Genomic DNA, 15,564 nt, shown 5'->3' with positions numbered 1-15,564 from the left:
GAATGCCTGCCCACATGCCAGAATGCAGCAAATCCCCCTCGCTATGCTCCTGTACAGGCTGGGGAGTACATCCGCTCTAAGCTGGAGGTTTCGATGATTGGGAAGGCAGGGCAAAGCTCTCGGAGATCTCAAACTCGGGATCCCTGAAGTCTAGAGATCTCGGGCAGACGATGCAACCGCTTCTTGGCTTTGATCTGGGAGCAGTTTGGGTTGCCTGATCTCGGTGCTCCTTTGCCTGTGATAAAACTCCTTGCCCGTCATTTGGCCTGTGCAAATTCAGATCCGCCATCTCATCGAATATCGCTACAGTCGTCCAGTCCAACTGGAGCCCCACACGGTGCGATTGCGACCGCGCTGCGACGGGATCCAGACTCTCCTGGCTTTTGAGTTGCAGGTGGATCCGCAGCCGGTGGGCCAATCGGCGCTGGTGGACCTGGAGGGCAACGCGGCGGTTCGGCTCTGGTTTGGGGATCCCACCGAGCATTTGCGCATTCAAACTCAGGCCACGGTGCTCACCCTGCGGCAGAATCCCTTCGACTACCTGCTCTGCGATTGGGCCACCCATCTCCCCATCGACTATCCCAGCACGCTGGCAGCCCAATTACAGCCTTATCTGACGGCTCAGGCGGATCCCGGCATCCAGGCCTTGGCCTGGGAGCTATGGGATCACGTGCAGGGGGAAACGACGGCTTTTCTGCCGGCGCTGAACCAGCGCATCTATTCAGAATGCCGCCACATCTTGCGGGAAAAGGGGGATCCCTGGCCTGCCGGCTTGACCTGGCATCGCAAAACCGGAGCCTGCCGCGATTTGGCCCTGGTGTTCATGGAGGTCTGCCGTACGGTAGGCTTGGCCGCGCGCTTTGTCAGTGGCTACCAGGTCAGCCCCTCGCAGCCTTCGGGGGAGAGCAGGGGTGGAGAACCCCCAGAGCCTGGGCGCCGTCATTTGCACGCTTGGGCGGAGGTGTACTTGCCAGGGGCCGGTTGGCGGGGCTTTGATCCCACCCAGGGGTTGGCCGTGGCCGACGGTCATGTGGCTTTGGCGGCCAGCGCTTACCCCAGAGATGCCGCTCCCATTTACGGCCATTGGCTGGGCAGGGGCGTTCACAGCAGCATGAGCTACACCATCCACATTCAGGCGGGATCTTCCGCCCACAGCCAAGCCCAGCTTGCTGCAGACAGCCTGAGCACTCCACCAAAAGTTTGGGGCTGAAGCCGTAGAGCTTCAACTTGGCCGGATCCCAAAGCGAAAATTTGAGATAGCATAGCCTAGCCCAGATCTAGAGAATCTGCCGAGGGATCCCGTTGACCCAGTCTATTGATGTCCCCACCAGCGTTGATACGTTTTTGCAGGAGTTGGCCGCCATTCAGCAAGTTGGGCCGAAGCGAGTGGCCATCCTGGGCAGCCGTCATGTGCCCATCACCCATCAGTATTTGATCGAGACCCTCAGTTATGCCCTGGCCCTTACCGGCAATCAGATCCTCACCTCTGGGGCCATTGGCACCAACTTGGCCGTCATTCGGGGGGCGATGCGGGCGGACATGAAGTCCTTGACGGTGATCTTGCCCCAGAGTTTGGAGCGACAGCCGGCAGAGTCGCGGGCCAGCCTGGAGCAGGTGCTGCATCTGGTGGAACATCCCGAAAACGACCATCTTCCCCTGGCGGAGGCCAGCCGCCTGTGCAACCTGGAGATCATCGGCAAGTGCCAGCAGTTGATCTGCTTTGTCTTCCACGACAGCGTCACGCTGCTGGATGCCTGCAAGCACGCCGAGGAGCAACACAAGTTGGTGACTCTCTTCTATTTCGACTGATTCGACCTTCTACTTTGGCCCAGCCTGTGGCAGGGGGAAGTGTTCTTGCAGCCAAGCTTCGGCTTCTGCCGGGGTGGTGAGTTCGCCGTTCAGGGTGAGGCAACGCAGTTGCTCCAAAATGGCTTGGAAGGGGCGACCTGGCTTATAACCCAGACGACGCAGATCGTGGCCGTTGAGCAGCGGCTTCACCCAGTACCACTCCTGCAAATAGCGCCAGATCAGCCGCCGGGCCGGCTTGGGGGCGATCCCGGCCACCAAAATCACCGCCGGGATCCGCAGCCCCTGCAGCAGTTGCACCACCTGGGCCGGAGAGAGGGTGCCGGGATCCAATTGGGCCAACAGGGTTTGGTAATAGGAGGAATGGCTGAGGCGTTCGATGCCTGCTTGGGTAAGGTGGAGTTGGCTGGCCACCTGGGGGGCTTGGGGCAGCGTGAGGAGGAGAGCCTCTAGGCGCAGTTGCCAGATCTCCTGGGATCCCAGCTCAGGATAGCGGCGGCGAAAGTGATAGGCCCAGCGGCCCACCCGTTGCAACCGCCGGCACAGGGAGGGATCCCACTCCAGGTCGGGGTGAATACAGCGCAAAGCTCCCCATTCTGCCAGCCGCTCAAAGGCTTGGGGCCAATCGCGGGATCCGAGAATGTAGGCCAGCTCCTGCTTGAGGCGATCCCCGCCGACGGCATCGTGCAGACCACTGGCCACGGCAGCGCGGATCCATTTTTCTGTGGTCGAGTCCAGGGCGAAGCCCAAGCGCACCGCAAAGCGCACCGCTCGATAAATGCGGGTGGGATCCTCGATGAAGCTGTTGGGGTGTAATGCCCGGATGATCCCCTGTTGCAGATCCGCTTGTCCGCCGAAAAAATCCAGCACCTGTCCTCGCTGGGGGCCGTTGAGGCGCAAGGCCAAGGCGTTGATGGAAAAATCCCGCCGATAGAGGTCTTGCTGAATGGATCCCATGGCCACTTCGGGGGGAGAGGCCGGGTAGGGATAAAACTCCGTGCGGGCGCTGGCGATATCCACACAAAAGCCTCCTGGCCAGATCAAGGCCGCCGTTTGGAATTTGCCGTGGATCTCCAGCCGCGCTTCCGGGAAGCGTTGTTTGAGCGCTTGTCCCAAAATCAAGCCCCAGCCCGGGGGATCGATCCCATCCGGGGCCGAAGAGTAGGGCCCATCCACCACCAAGTCCAGATCCAGCCGCTCCAGGTTGGGCGAGGGCTGCCGTCCCCACCGGTGCAGCAGCAGATCCCGCACCGTTCCCCCCACCAGATACAACCTCAGGCCCTTCTCATCGGCGATGTGGGCGGCCTGCTCCAGCAACTGTCGATGCCGCTCCGACAGGGCCGCGAAGGTGAGATCCAAAGGGCAGGAAAGGGTGGGCAAAGCCAACTGCGGTGAGAGGGCCGGCAACTCGTGTAGGTGCCGCAACACATCGGTGCGAGTTACAATGCCCACCAACTGGCCATCCTGGAGAACCGGCAGGCGGCCAATATCCCACTGCACCATCAACCGCTGAATCTCCGCCAAGGGGGTGTCGGGGGAGAGGGTTTTCACGTCGGTGGTCATGTAGCCCTTGACGGGGGCATGGCCAAACCCGTGATGCAGGGCGATATCGATATCCCGCCGCGAGATCACCCCCACCAGGCGACCTTGAGCGTCCACCACCACCAGGCCGGAATGGCCGTAGCGCAGCAGCACCCGCTGGGCCTCGTCGATGGTGATCTCCGGTCGGATGGTGCGCACCGGAGCCGACATCAAATCTTTGGCCGTCACCGGGGGCGGGATCCGCTCTTGGACAGCCTGCCTGAGGGCCGCCATGACTTGGGCCGGGTCGGGCAAAGGCTGCTCTGGGCTGGCTTTTAACGTGGCTGCTGCAGCACAATCGTGTCCACCGCCGCCGTAGAGGGCCATCACCCTGCCCAACTGGGCAAACTCCTGCCGCGCCCGCCCGATCAGGCTGAGCCGCTCCCCCTGCCGCGCCACCAAGAGCAGCACATCCACTCCCGTCAGATCCATCAGCCGCATCACCAGGCCGGCCAAGCCGGGCACAAACTCCGGCAGCTCCAGCAGCCATTCTCCCAGGCGATACTCTCCCACCTGCTGCACCTGCATCTGGGCCAACCCCTGGCTGAGCAGCTCGCGCATCTCTGGGGTGAGGCCATCCCCCAAAAAGCGCCGCAACAAGACCAGGTTCACCCCCTGATCCAACAGCCAGCTCAGGGCAGCAGCATCGCGGGCGGTGGTCTCCGGGAAGGTCAGGGATCCCGTATCCATGTGAATGCCCAAAGCCAGCGCCAGCCGCTCAAAAGGGCTGAGAGGGATCCCAGCAGCCTGCAGCCGCTCCACCAGCAAGGTACAGGTGGCCCCCACGGCCTCGATATGGCTGTTGACCTGCTGCTGCGGCCAAAAGTTATCCAGTGGACTGGGGTGATGGTCGAAAATCTCAATCTGCGCGCCGGGGACGCTCAACCAAGCGGCAGCTTTGCCCAAGCGATCCGGATCGTGACAGTCCACCACAATCCACCGCTGCACCTGTCCCGGATCCACAGAGCGCAGCTCGATGAGGGGAAATTCATCTCGGTACAAGGCCAAAAACTCCTGCACCCCCGGCAGGGATCCCCCGGTCAAGGCAATGCGGGCACCCGGATACAGGCGCGCCGCTCCCACCGCCGCCCCCAGGGTGTCGAAATCCGCCGATTGATGGCACAGGATCAGATCCATTGCGGCAAGGTTTGTCGTATTCCGCTCTTCCATCCTGGCCCAAGCCAGGATCCCTCTTGTTGGAATTGGACGAGGAGAAACGAACGGCTGCCCGACTTCGAGGGGCAAGTGGAAACCTTGAAGTTTCGGGATGAGTGTCGAGTTTTGATCAAAAAATGGGGTCTTTAACCCCGTCCTACGGCTATGCAGAAGCAGGCCAGTAGCGTGGGGAGTTATGTCCACAAGGAGCTTTTACAGCGTCGTCAGCTCCTTTTCTTTTTCTGCCAGCAGCTCATCGATCTTTTTGATATAGCGGTCGGTCAGCTTCTGGATGGCATCCTGCAAGCTTTTGGACTCATCTTCAGACAGCTCGCCATTTTTCTCTCGCTTGCGCACCGAGTCAATGCCATCCCGCCGGATGTTGCGGATCGAGACTCGCCCCTCTTCGGCCAGCTTGGCCACCTGTTTGCTCAGCTCTTTGCGCCGCTCTTCTGTCAGGGGGGGAATGGTGAGCCGCACCACCTTGCCGTCGTTGCTGGGGGTTAGACCTAGGTCAGAGGCGACAATGGCCCGCTCAATGGCCGCCAGGGTCGAGGGATCAAAAGGCTGGATCAAGAGAGTGCTGGAGTCTGGCGTGGTGAGGCTGGCCAGGGCCTTCAGGGGAGTGGGCACGCCGTAGTACTCCACCTGAATCCGATCCAGCAGGCTGGAATTGGCCCGCCCGGTGCGTACCGTATTAAAGGAGCGCTGTGTGGCTTGCACAGCTTTGTTCATCAACTCCTCAATCTCAGCTAGCTCCACGGGGTTTTCCTCGCTTTCAAAATCAGTTTCCAGATATCAGGCTCTGGCAGCAAACCTGGCACCTCTACGGTGAGCCTGACCTCAATTTTACTGCCTTGTTGGGATCCAGATGGGATCCCGTTCCTCAGAGCTGCACCTGCAGTCGGCGAATTTCTCGCCAGATGCCCCCCAGTGGGATGGTACGAGCTCAAAGCTTCCCCTAAACTGCTCTGCAGTTTACTGCACAATACAGGCACAACAAAGTTTTATGCTCTCTCGCCAAATTGGTTCTTCAACGGCCCTAGCCTGGCTGATCGGCAGCTTGAGTCTCTTGGGTTTTGGAGCGGCTGCGGCAGCCTTAGAGCTGCAGATTGTGTCCCCCAATGCTTATAAAGTGCCCTACCTGGGAATTGATGGTGTTTTCACTCTGGATACGTCCCTGGAACAATCGGCCAACGATCCGCGCAATCCAAAGCGGGTGAAGTTTGAGAAGATGGAGTTCTTCTCCTTCTACGCCGATCTGGAGGGGAAAAAGCCCCTGGCGGAAAATTGTCGCTACGCCTATCGGGGGGCTGCGCCGGATCCCTTCTACTACCCTGAGCGCTCCTTAAGTTCCATCTGGGATTTGTTTCAGTTGCAGCCTGGAGCAGACGCCAGTTGCGAGACCTTCACCTATGTGATTCTGCGGGCACCCCACGGGGATCCGGTGCACATGCACCTGCGCTACGGAGGCCGCAACAGCAGCTTCCAGGAACTTCTGAACATCAGCACTCTGCCGGAGGATCCTGCCAACTTCAACCCCTGGTGGAGCACCTACTGCGCGGAGGGGGTAACCGGCTGCGATTGATGGGCTGGGCGGCTCACAACTCCTGCCGGGCTTCCAGGGCACGGGCCAGGGTGACCTCGTCGGCGTATTCCAGCTCGGATCCCATGGGCAGGCCGAAGGCCAGGCGGGTCATGCGCAAGGTGGGGGCAACTGGCTTCAGGTAATCCTTGACCACGTGCATGGTCACCTCTCCCTCTACACTGGGGCTGAGGGCGAAGATCAGCTCCTGCGGTTTTTCCCGTGCCACCCGGGCCACCAGCTCGCGGATGTGCAGTTGGTCGGCCCCGATCCCGTTCATGGGGGAGATGAGGCCGCCCAAAACGTGGTAGAGCCCCTTGAACTCGCGGGTGCGTTCCATCGCAATCAAATCTTTGACATCGGCCACCACGCACCACAGCAAGGGATCCCGCTGTGGCGAACGGCAAATCTCACAGGGATCCTCCGCTGACCAGTTGAAGCAGATGGAACAGTGCCGAACCGTCTGCTTGGCTTCCAGCAGGGCTTTGGCCAGGGCCTCGATCTCGCCGGCAGGCCGGTTGATCAAGTGGAGAGCTAGGCGCTGAGCGGTTTTGGAGCCAATGCCGGGCAGCCGTTGCAGCTCTTCGATGAGGCGAGCCAAGGGGCGAGTGTACATAGAGAGTTAAGGAGGCGGGGCTCAACCCAGTCCCAACCCCGGCAGACTGATGTTTCCGGTCAGCTCTTCCATGCGTTTGCGCATCGTCTCAGCAGATTGGGTGTAGGCGTTCACCATTGCTGTCAGGAGCAAGTCTTCTACCACATCCACCGACTCCTGGAGCACTTGGGGATCCAGAGAGACCTTAAGGGGTTCTTGGTTGCCGTTTACCGTCACTTTCACCAGCCCATTGCCGGCTTCGCCGACGATCTCCATCTCTTCCAGCTCTTTTTGCAGCCTTTGGGCGCCATCGCGCACCTCTTGGGCTTTCTTGAGCGCTTCTTGGATTTTGCCGAAGGGGCCAAAGCCTCGAGTCATGGGATCCTCTCTTGGGTTATCCAGATACTGCTGTTCTACTCTACCCGTTTCCCCATCGCCGGTGAAAGCACTCGAAAGTTCAGGCCAGAAGTGCTCCGCACCGCTAAGGCGACCGGCCTTCCTTAGGTTGCCCTTAACTCTGGCAGATTATCCTCACAAGAGAAGCCGAAGATCGACCCAGAAACTCCATCTGCTCATCGGTGTTCGCCGTCTGGAGGTGCTATGGCTCAATTGTTGCAGGATCCCCGATCTCAAGTAGCCCAGCCCAGTTCAACTCGGGTGGAGCCTTCTCCCTGGCGTTGGCGGCGCTGGATCCCGGAGCGTTGGTATGTGCATTTGGGCCTGGTGCTGGCCTGCTTGGTTCTGGGATTTCCGGTGTTGTATGCCCTGATCGTGAGCACCCAGAACAATGCCGAGGTGTTCCGCTATCAATTGACCTTTGGCTCCTCTTTTGCCTTCAACTGGCATCAGGTGATGGTGGCGCGGCACTTGGGCCACTACATGGTCAACAGCACCATCGTGGCGGTGGCGATCACCGTGGGCAAGACGGTTTTGTCGCTGCTAGCCGGGCTGGCCTTTGTGTACTTCCGCTTTCCCGGCAAAGGGCTGGCCTTTGGCTTTGTGCTGATCACGCTGATGATGCCCACAGAAATCTTGATCATTGCCCTGCTGCGGTTGGTCACCAACTTGGGCTGGGGATCCACCTACTACGCTTTAATCGTGCCCTTTCTGGCCAGCGCCACGGCCACGTTTTTGTTCCGCCAGCATTTTTCCAACATTCCCCGCGAGCTGGCGGAGGCGGCCCAACTGGACGGGGCCAACCCGCTGCAATTTCTCACCCAGGTGCTGATCCCCTTGAGCTGGAACGCCATCGGGGCGCAGGCGGTGATTCACTTCGTTTACGCTTGGAATATGTACCTGTGGCCCCGCTTGATCGTGCAAGGCCGAGAGCGACAAGTGGTGCAGGTGGGGCTGCAATCCCTGCTCAATCTGGATAGCTCGGCCTCCTATGGCCCCATGATGCTGGGAGCGATCATCGCCAGTATCCCGCCGCTGCTGGTGTTTATTGCGCTGCAGAAGCCCTTCATGAGCGGGTTAGCCCTCAATCGCGACAAGTAAGCCCTTAGGTTCCCTTTCATGCCCAGAGATCTACGCCGTTTTATTGCTCTGCTGGAATCCCGTGGTCAGCTCCGCCGCATTTCGGCAGAAGTGGATCCCGACCTGGAAATTGCCGAGATTGCCGATCGCCTCTTGGCCTGCGGGGGGCCGGCGCTGCTGTTTGAGCGGGTGAAGGGATCCTCAATGCCGCTGCTCATCAACACCCTGGGCACGGTGGAGCGCATTTGCTGGGCTTTGGGAATGGAGCAGCCTCAGGATCTGGAGGAACTGGGGAAAAAGCTGGCCCTGCTTTACCAGCCGCGGCCACCGCGGAGCTTTGCCCAGGCGGTGGAGTTGGGACAGGCGCTGCTTAGCGTCTTCAAAGCGAGACCCAGCCGGGATCTGATCCCTCCCTGTCAGCAGGTGGTGCTGCGGGGAGAGGAAGTGGATCTCACCCAATTGCCCCTGTTGCGGGTCTACCCCGGCGATGCCGGACGGGTGCTGACCTTGGGCCTGATGGTCACCAAAGACCCGGAAAACGGGATCCCCAACGTGGGGGTGTACCGCCTGCAGTTGCAAAGCCGCACCACCATGACGGTGCAATGGCTGTCGGTGCGGGGGGCGACTCGGCATCTGCGCAAAGCGGCGGCCCTGGGCCAAAAGTTGGAGGTGGCAGTGGCGGTGGGGGTGGATCCGGTGGTGATTCTGGCGGCGGCCACACCTCTGCCGGTGGATCTGTCCGAGTGGCTGTTTGCCGGTCTCTACGCCGGAGAAGGGTTGCACCTGGCCCAGTGCAAAACGGTGGATCTGCAGGTGCCGGCCCATGCTGAGATCGTTCTGGAAGGCAGCATCACCCCTGGGGAAGTGGCCCCCGACGGGCCTGCCGGGGATCACATCGGCTACTATGGCCCCCGCAACGAGCAGGCCCCTCTGATTCGCTTCCACTGCTTGACCCACCGCCGGGATCCCATCTATCTCACCACCTTCAGCGGCAAGCCCCCCAAAGAAAACGACATGATGGCGCTGGCCCTGAACCGCATCTACACCCCCATCCTCAGGCAGCAGGTGCCGGAGATTGTAGATTTCTTTTTGCCGATGGAGGCGCTGGGCTACAAAGCAGCCATCCTCTCCATCGACAAGGCCTACCCTGGCCAGGCGCGGCGGGCGGCTTTGGCTTTTTGGAGCGCCCTGCCCCAATTTAGCTACACCAAGTTTGTGATCGTGGTGGACAAGGATATCAATGTGCGGGATCCACGGCAGGTGCTCTGGTGTCTGTGTTCGCGGGTGGATCCGCAGCGGGATGTGTTTATTCTGGCGGACAACCCCTTTGACACCTTGGACTTTGCCACCGAAAAACGGGGTCTGGGGGGCAAGATGGGCATTGATGCCACCACCAAAATTCCCCCAGAAACCGATGCTCCCTGGCGGGATCCCCTCACTCCGGATCCAGAAGTAGCCCGCCTGGTGGATCGCCGCTGGGCGGAGTACGGCTTGGCGGATCTCAATTGGCAGCCGGCGGATCCCCGCCTGTTTGGATACGATCTCTAGGCCCGCAGGGCCTCAATGGGATCCAGTTGCGCCGCTTTGCGGGCCGGGAAAATGCCGAAGACCAGCCCAATCCCAGTGGAAAGGGAGAACGCCACTCCCACTGCCACCGCATCGACTTGGGTGGCCAAGGGGGTGAATACCTGCACCGCCACCAGCAGGCCGCTGCTGAGGAGGATCCCGAGCACCCCCCCGGTCACGGCAATGAAAATCGCTTCGGCGGCAAACTGCTGCAAAATCTGCCGGCTATCCGCCCCAATCGCCTTGCGCAGCCCGATTTCATGGGTGCGTTCCGCAACCGAGATAAGCATCACATTCATGATCCCCACCCCTCCCACCAGCAGGGAGAGGGCCGCCGTGCCCGTCAGCAGCACCCGCAGCAGGCTCAAAATCCTGGCCGACCCATCCAGGAGCACCTTTTGGTTGCGGATGATGAAGTCATCTTCTCCCACCAATTGGTGCCGCTGGCGCAGCAGGTTGCGGATTTGGAACTCGGCAGCAGGCAGATCGGCTTCAGAGCGGGCCGAGACGAAAATCGCCGTCAGCTCTGTGCCGTAGGGGGAACGCCGCCCGACCAACCGATTGGCCACCACATCCACCGGCAGAAACACTCCGGCATCGCTGTTGCCAAACACCGTCGGCTTCGAGCGCAAAGTGCCGATCACCTCGAAAGGCAAATTGTTCAGTAGGACGGTCTCCCCAATAGCAGCGGCGGGATCCAGGCCGAACAACTGGCTGGCGGCATCGCTGCCCAGCACCACCACCGGGCGCTGTTCCTCGATATCCGAGGGCAAGAGGAAGCGGCCTGCCTCGATCTCCAGGTTCAAGACCGACAAGTACTCCGGCCAAGTGCCGGTGGCCTCATAGCGGCGATCCACTCCACCTCGCACAGCGCGCACATTGGTGCCCAGGCTGGGGACAGCTGCTGACACGGCAGGCACTTCCGCCGCAATAGCCCGTACATCCTCCAAGGTGAGGGGGCGGATGTTGCCGGCATCAGCTAGGCCCAAGTTGGCCGAAAAGACGATCAGCAAGTTGGTGCCCAGAGAGCGAAATTGATCCACTGCCATCTCTTGGGCAGCATAGCCAAATCCGGCAATGGCCACCACCGCCGCATTGCCGATGAGGATCCCGAGCATGCTCAGCCCGGTGCGCAGGCGATGTCGTCGCACCATTTGCCAGGCCATTTTGGCCGCCGTTGCCAGGCTCATGGCTGTTGCTCCGCTCTTTTAATCAAAGTCTCTAGGTTCACCCCAGGAGGCAGGGCAGTAAAGACCCGATCCCCTGCCTGCAGACCAGAGAGGATTTGGGTAACTCCACCCTGAGTGATGCCCGTTTCCACGCGGCGATAGACAGGTTGCCGGCTTTGGGGATCCAGCAGGAGCACGCCTTCCTGGCTTTCCTCCCGGAGGATAGCCACTGAGGGCACCGTCAGAGCCTGAGGCTGGGGATCCCCAATGAAATCCACCGAAACAGTCATGCCGGTGCGCAAAAAGTCGGCCCCAGGCTCCGGTTCAACGAAGACCCGAAAGACGGTTACCTCTCGCACCACCACCGTAGCGGGTGCAATCCGCTTCACCCGCCCCTGCACTACGCGGTCGGGGTAAGCCAGGGAGCGGATCTCCACTGGCTGGCCCACCCGCACCTGGGCAATTTGGGCTTCTGGCACTTCTGCCCGCACCTCAATTCCCTGGGCCAGCGCCAAAATGGAGCTGGAAGAAGCTGCGGTGGCATCGGAAGCTGCTGTTGTAGGAGCTACAAAGGATCCCACCTCGGCAAAGCGCTGCACCACCACACCGGAAAAGGGGGCGCGGACTTCGGTGTCAGCCAACCGGGATTGCCGTTGGGCCAGCTCGGCTTGTGCCTGGGCAATTTGGGCTTGAATTTGCTGTAGGGTTTCCGGGCGGCTCCCCAGTTGCAATCGCTCCAACTCCTGTTGAGCAGCTCGCAAATCCGCTTGCGCTTGTTCCAGGCGGGCCGAGCGTTGATCCAGCTCGCTGCGGGCTACCACCCCCGCCTGCACCAGGGCCTGGATGCGCTCTAACTCCCTCTGAGCCAAGTCCACCTGCGACCGGGCAGCATCCACCCTGGCCTGGGCCGCCGCGATCACCTGGGGGCGCTCTCCGGCCTGTTGCTCCGCCAGACGGGCTTGCAGCTCTTGAATGCGGGCTTGGGCTTGGCGAATGCCACTGGCGAGATCGCCGTAGTCCATCCGGGCCAATAACTGCCCTGCCACCACTTCATCTCCCTGATCCACCAACAGTTCCGCCAGGCGACCCGACTCGCGAGGGCTGACATTCACCTGGCGGAGCGGCTGCACCTGGCCGCTCACCCGCAGGCGTTGGGTCAGATCCACCACTTGAACCGGTACCGTCAATCTTTCCAGCCGTTCTGCCCTCTGCTGCTGCAGCTGACGCTGGATCAGGAGACCGCTGCCCCCTAGGCCGGCCAACAGCAAGCCCAAGAGCATCCAACCGAAGGGAAATCTCTTGGGGCGGGGTTTGCTCTGGGGCAGAGGCTGATCTGCAGGCCTGGGAGTAGACAGGGATCCCGTCTTGGGCTCATCGGTGTGCAGGATCACAAAAGTCTCCCGTTTGTAACAAAAGCTTTATCTTTGTCTAGCCTATTGGAAAAATGGGGGAAGCGTAAACACGGTTTCCCGCCTCTTGAGGTCTATTCGGCCAGCTCTGTACAAAAAACAGGGACGATTGTTACCATGGTTAACTGCCGGTAGCGCGGGAAGGCCATGAACGTTCGCATCAACGCTGAGGAGATCATCCGCTCCATTGAAGCTGCCCAGATGAAGCCGGATCTGCCGGAGATTCGGGTTGGGGATCAGGTACGGGTGGGAGTTCGCATTCAAGAGGGGGGCAAGGAGCGGGTACAAGCCTTTGAGGGCACGGTCATTGCCATGCGCCACTCCGGTATCAACCGCACCATTACGGTGCGCAAGGTTTTCCAAGGGATCGGTGTGGAGCGGGTTTTCCTCATTCACTCCCCGCGCATCGAGTCGATTCAGGTGCTGCGGCGGGGTAAAGTGCGTCGGGCCAAGCTGTTCTATTTGCGGGATCGGGTGGGCAAAGCCACTCGCATCAAGGCTAAGGCAGAGAGCCCAGATAGTTGAGGAACAGCTCCTCTGAAAATTAGGTGTACCTGCTACACTGGGTAAGCGGGTGTAACCTTTGGCCAATGCGTCCTTAGTTCAGTTGGTAGAACGTCGGTCTCCAAAACCGGATGTCGGGGGTTCGAGTCCTCCAGGGCGCGCTAACCATCAGACCCCCTGCGGCGATGGCTTCAGGTGGGGACACCCCATCCAAGGTGGTTTTTGCAGCCATGAAGTCCGTCAGTGTACCCAACCTACTCCCTGCGCTGCTGCTGGGGCTGCTGTTTTGGCTAGGGATCCCTGTCTGGCCTGGATCGGGTGTGGTGGCAACGGCAGCGAGCAACAGGGTAGATCACGAGATCGATCGACTGTTTGAGGAGGCCTTTGCGGCTACTCAGAGGGGAGATTTTGCCCAGGCGGAAGCCCTGTGGACTCAACTGTTGCAGATCCAGCCGGACAACCCGGCCCTGTGGAGCAACCGGGGCAACGCCCGTGTCAGCTTGCACCAACTGCAGGCAGCTCTGGAGGATTATGCTGAGGCCATTCGTTTGGCCCCTGAGGCGCCGGATCCCTATCTCAACCGAGGGGCTGCTTTGGAGGGGTTGGGGCGGTGGCAGGAGGCGATTGCAGACTACGAACGAGTGTTGCAGTTGGATCCCAACGATGCGGCGGCCTACAACAACCGTGGCAATGCGGAAGCAGGGCTGGGCCAATGGCAACAGGCCTTGGCTGACTACCGCCGCGCCACAGAATTGGCTCCCGACTACGCCTTCGCTCAGGCCAACTATGCTCTGAGCCTCTACCAGGTGGGTGAAACAGAAGCTGCTCTGCGCTTGATGCGGGCTCTGGTGCGCAAGTACCCGAAGTTTCCAGATATGCGGGCTGCTCTCAGTGCCATCCTTTGGGCGCAGGGTCGGCAAGGAGAGGCCGAAAGTCATTGGGTGGCTGTGCAAGGGCTGGATCCCCGCTACGCCGACCTGGAATGGGTGAAAACCGTCCGCCGTTGGCCACCGGCAATGGTGGCAGCTCTGGAGCGTTTCCTTTCTCTCAAGTAGTGAGGCTTACGATTGCGGCGGAGGCACTCTGGGTCTTGACTCTGCGCATTGACGAAACAGTTGCTGGGGATCCCCGCAGCTAGAGCCTCAGGTTACATCCTGGCTGGGGGTATGGAGATTGCTAGATTGGGATCAAGCCGAGGGAGGATTCCGGCAGCAGGCTTAACCCAGAGCCAAGAGAGCGCAGAGGGATCCCAAAGGCTTTCAGCGAGCTGTGAAAAAAACTGTGTAAGGGATTGCTTCCTGCGACACCTTTTCGCCTTCTTCTTCGTCTGTTTCAGTCCTATCGCGGCGCGTGGTATCAACGTGAGTGCAATGGCTTGTTTCTCTCGCTCTTCTTCCTTCTTCCCTGATGGGAGAGGGAGGCTGCGAAATCACTGGAGCTGGGCAGGGCTGTTGCTCATGGTTCTGCAGCTTGGGCAACCCGCCGTGGCTCAGACGGAAACCCGAGTTTGGAGCGGAACCGGCCAAATTTTGAGCGGCCAGGGGCAGGGGGCGACGGTGCAATTGATCTTGGAAACGGGTGGCGGGCGTATCTGGAGCCAATCGGGGCCGGCTTTGGATGCACCCTTTTCCGGCGGCCATATTTCGGTAACCAGCGGCGATGGCACTTGGCAAATTCAATCGCAAGGGGATCAGTTGTTGGTTACCTTTTACCGCGGCGAGCAGATCATCCGCTGGCAACTGCGGCCCATGGGCGAGATCCCCAGCTCTTCTCCTTCTGCGCCATCCAGCTCCCTGAGCAGTGACTCCGCCCAGCCCGTAGCGCTGCCCGTCCAAGAGCTGGTGATTCCAGTACTGAAGAATTTGCCCGGTACCCCCTGAGGGATCCCTGCCCCGCCGGTTCTCGACCCATGAAACCTGGTGCGTTGGCCGCTGGGGCTATCAAACCTGTGGCCACTGGAATGGGCTGGGATGATTTTGGGGGCGGTGGGCCTGGGGATCCTATCCCATCGGCAGTTAGCCCGCCCGTTGTTTAGCTGAGCAGCGGGACACAGGGCAGGGGCAGTTGAGCCGCTGCCGCCGCATCCAGCAACCACAGCAGCCGTCCTCTGGGGTTTACGCGCTGGCAGGGTAGATGAGCTGCGGTGGTCAGCGCCTCTTTCACGATGGGGGCTTTGTTCGCTCCGGTTACCAGGAACACCACCTGGGCTGCTTGGTTCAGAACAGGATAGGTCAAGGTTAGACGCGGCTCCTGCCCTTTTTGCCCCACTGTCACCCAGCGGTGCTGCACCTGCAGAGCGGCGGTGTCGGGAAATAGAGAAGCTGTGTGGCCATCTTCCCCCACTCCCAGCCATACCAGGTCGAGAGAAGGGCACTCTGTACCGAAAATCTGCCGCAGGGTCGCCTCGTATTCGGCAGCATCGCGAAGGGGATCCCCCGCTTGGGTGGGCATAGGGAAAACTTGAGCCGCCGGGATCCCGATCTGCTCCAGCAAGGTTTCCCGCACCATACGGTAGTTGCTCTCAGGGTGATCCGGGGGAACATAGCGCTCATCCCCCCAGAACAGCCAGGTTTGTTGCCAAGGGATCCCTGGGGTTTGGGCCAGGGCAGCATACAGCTTCTTGGGGGTGCTTCCCCCGGCCAAGACCACCGTAAAGCGTCCCCGCTCGCGAATGGCAGCGGCTGACCGAGCTTGCCAAATCTCGATGGCCCGTTGGAT

At 60.6% G+C, this 15,564-nt stretch carries 15 protein-coding genes and 1 tRNA gene; 9 read left to right on the top strand and 7 right to left on the bottom strand.

The genetic code is table 11. From position 1 onward, the window contains the following. The first annotated feature begins 250 nt into the window (after nt 1-250). Together NW819_RS01250 and NW819_RS01245 are read left to right on the top strand one after the other, a co-directional pair. Nucleotides 251-1,210: a transglutaminase family protein gene (locus NW819_RS01250; protein WP_414412646.1), complete on the top strand. Its 960-nt coding sequence runs from the start codon at nt 251-253 to the stop codon at nt 1,208-1,210. A 92-nt stretch (nt 1,211-1,302) separates the two neighbouring features. Continuing rightward, complete coding sequence (locus NW819_RS01245; protein WP_011429595.1) at nt 1,303-1,809, top strand: hypothetical protein; 507 nt, start codon at nt 1,303-1,305, stop codon at nt 1,807-1,809. Between the two features lie 9 nt (nt 1,810-1,818). Here NW819_RS01245 and NW819_RS01240 read toward each other — a convergent pair whose 3' ends face one another. After that, nucleotides 1,819-4,524: a CBS domain-containing protein gene (locus NW819_RS01240; RefSeq protein WP_414412645.1), complete on the bottom strand. Its 2,706-nt coding sequence runs from the start codon at nt 4,522-4,524 to the stop codon at nt 1,819-1,821. 231 nt (nt 4,525-4,755) lie between these two features. Continuing rightward, nucleotides 4,756-5,304 carry a ribosome recycling factor gene (gene frr, locus NW819_RS01235; protein WP_011429597.1) on the bottom strand — a complete coding sequence of 183 codons (549 nt, stop codon included), beginning with the start codon at nt 5,302-5,304 and terminating at the stop codon, nt 4,756-4,758. 247 nt (nt 5,305-5,551) lie between these two features. Here frr and NW819_RS01230 point away from each other — a divergent pair, with 247 nt between their 5' ends. Beyond that, a complete protein-coding gene (locus tag NW819_RS01230) occupies nt 5,552-6,130 on the top strand; it encodes a hypothetical protein (RefSeq protein ID WP_414344523.1) in 579 nt (192 codons plus the stop codon). Nucleotides 6,131-6,143: 13 nt separating this feature from the next. On the opposite strand, the gene recR is transcribed toward NW819_RS01230, so the two are convergent. Both recR and NW819_RS01220 read right to left on the bottom strand, forming a co-directional pair. After that, the gene (gene recR, locus NW819_RS01225) at nt 6,144-6,743 is read right to left on the bottom strand and encodes a recombination mediator RecR (RefSeq protein ID WP_414344525.1); all 600 of its coding nucleotides are present in this window, start codon (nt 6,741-6,743) and stop codon (nt 6,144-6,146) included. 21 nt (nt 6,744-6,764) lie between these two features. Further along, on the bottom strand, nt 6,765-7,100 hold the full coding sequence (locus NW819_RS01220) for a YbaB/EbfC family nucleoid-associated protein (RefSeq protein ID WP_011434432.1): 336 nt from the start codon (nt 7,098-7,100) through the stop codon (nt 6,765-6,767). A 222-nt stretch (nt 7,101-7,322) separates the two neighbouring features. Between NW819_RS01220 and NW819_RS01215 the strand changes: the two genes are divergently transcribed. After that, nucleotides 7,323-8,219, top strand: coding sequence for a carbohydrate ABC transporter permease (locus NW819_RS01215; RefSeq protein ID WP_414351824.1), 897 nt, complete (start codon nt 7,323-7,325; stop codon nt 8,217-8,219). An 18-nt stretch (nt 8,220-8,237) separates the two neighbouring features. After that, nucleotides 8,238-9,746 carry a UbiD family decarboxylase gene (locus NW819_RS01210; protein ID WP_414412644.1) on the top strand — a complete coding sequence of 503 codons (1,509 nt, stop codon included), beginning with the start codon at nt 8,238-8,240 and terminating at the stop codon, nt 9,744-9,746. On the opposite strand, the gene NW819_RS01205 is transcribed toward NW819_RS01210, so the two are convergent. Continuing rightward, nucleotides 9,743-10,954, bottom strand: a complete 1,212-nt coding sequence (locus tag NW819_RS01205) for an ABC transporter permease (protein ID WP_414329039.1) — start codon at nt 10,952-10,954, stop codon at nt 9,743-9,745. The genes NW819_RS01210 and NW819_RS01205 overlap by 4 nt on opposite strands. After that, nucleotides 10,951-12,324, bottom strand: a complete 1,374-nt coding sequence (locus tag NW819_RS01200) for an efflux RND transporter periplasmic adaptor subunit (protein ID WP_414412643.1) — start codon at nt 12,322-12,324, stop codon at nt 10,951-10,953. The genes NW819_RS01205 and NW819_RS01200 overlap by 4 nt, the downstream gene beginning before the upstream one ends. 177 nt (nt 12,325-12,501) lie before the next feature. Between NW819_RS01200 and rplS the strand changes: the two genes are divergently transcribed. The 4 genes from rplS (at nt 12,502) to NW819_RS01180 (ending at nt 14,726) form a co-directional block, all read left to right on the top strand. Beyond that, nucleotides 12,502-12,867, top strand: a complete 366-nt coding sequence (gene rplS / locus NW819_RS01195) for a 50S ribosomal protein L19 (RefSeq protein WP_041437725.1) — start codon at nt 12,502-12,504, stop codon at nt 12,865-12,867. Between the two features lie 67 nt (nt 12,868-12,934). After that, nucleotides 12,935-13,007 (top strand) — tRNA-Trp (locus tag NW819_RS01190). 69 nt (nt 13,008-13,076) lie between these two features. Continuing rightward, complete coding sequence (locus NW819_RS01185) at nt 13,077-13,901, top strand: tetratricopeptide repeat protein (protein ID WP_414412642.1); 825 nt, start codon at nt 13,077-13,079, stop codon at nt 13,899-13,901. Nucleotides 13,902-14,303: 402 nt separating this feature from the next. Next, complete coding sequence (locus NW819_RS01180; RefSeq protein WP_414412641.1) at nt 14,304-14,726, top strand: hypothetical protein; 423 nt, start codon at nt 14,304-14,306, stop codon at nt 14,724-14,726. A gap of 151 nt (nt 14,727-14,877) precedes the next feature. Here the strand turns inward: NW819_RS01180 and pgl are convergent. Next, nucleotides 14,878-15,564 (bottom strand): 6-phosphogluconolactonase (pgl, locus tag NW819_RS01175; RefSeq protein ID WP_414412640.1); only part of this gene is annotated, 687 nt, incomplete at its 5' end.

Source organism: Synechococcus sp. R8-2 (assembly GCF_047461715.1).
In the GTDB taxonomy this organism is placed as follows: Bacteria; Cyanobacteriota; Cyanobacteriia; order Thermostichales; family Thermostichaceae; genus Thermostichus.
This window is presented reverse-complemented; position numbering and strand designations above follow the sequence as displayed.

Excerpts from the sequence above, each read along its gene's own strand:
- NW819_RS01240 (WP_414412645.1), bottom strand. The coding sequence starts at position 4,524 with ATGGATCTGATCCTGTGCCATCAATCGGCGGATTTCGACACCCTGGGG.
- NW819_RS01210 (WP_414412644.1), top strand. The coding sequence starts at position 8,238 with ATGCCCAGAGATCTACGCCGTTTTATTGCTCTGCTGGAATCCCGTGGT.
- recR (WP_414344525.1), bottom strand. The coding sequence starts at position 6,743 with ATGTACACTCGCCCCTTGGCTCGCCTCATCGAAGAGCTGCAACGGCTG.
- NW819_RS01230 (WP_414344523.1), top strand. The coding sequence starts at position 5,552 with ATGCTCTCTCGCCAAATTGGTTCTTCAACGGCCCTAGCCTGGCTGATC.
- NW819_RS01215 (WP_414351824.1), top strand. The coding sequence starts at position 7,323 with ATGGCTCAATTGTTGCAGGATCCCCGATCTCAAGTAGCCCAGCCCAGT.
- NW819_RS01220 (WP_011434432.1), bottom strand. The coding sequence starts at position 7,100 with ATGACTCGAGGCTTTGGCCCCTTCGGCAAAATCCAAGAAGCGCTCAAG.
- NW819_RS01185 (WP_414412642.1), top strand. The coding sequence starts at position 13,077 with ATGAAGTCCGTCAGTGTACCCAACCTACTCCCTGCGCTGCTGCTGGGG.
- NW819_RS01180 (WP_414412641.1), top strand. The coding sequence starts at position 14,304 with ATGGTTCTGCAGCTTGGGCAACCCGCCGTGGCTCAGACGGAAACCCGA.
- NW819_RS01205 (WP_414329039.1), bottom strand. The coding sequence starts at position 10,954 with ATGAGCCTGGCAACGGCGGCCAAAATGGCCTGGCAAATGGTGCGACGA.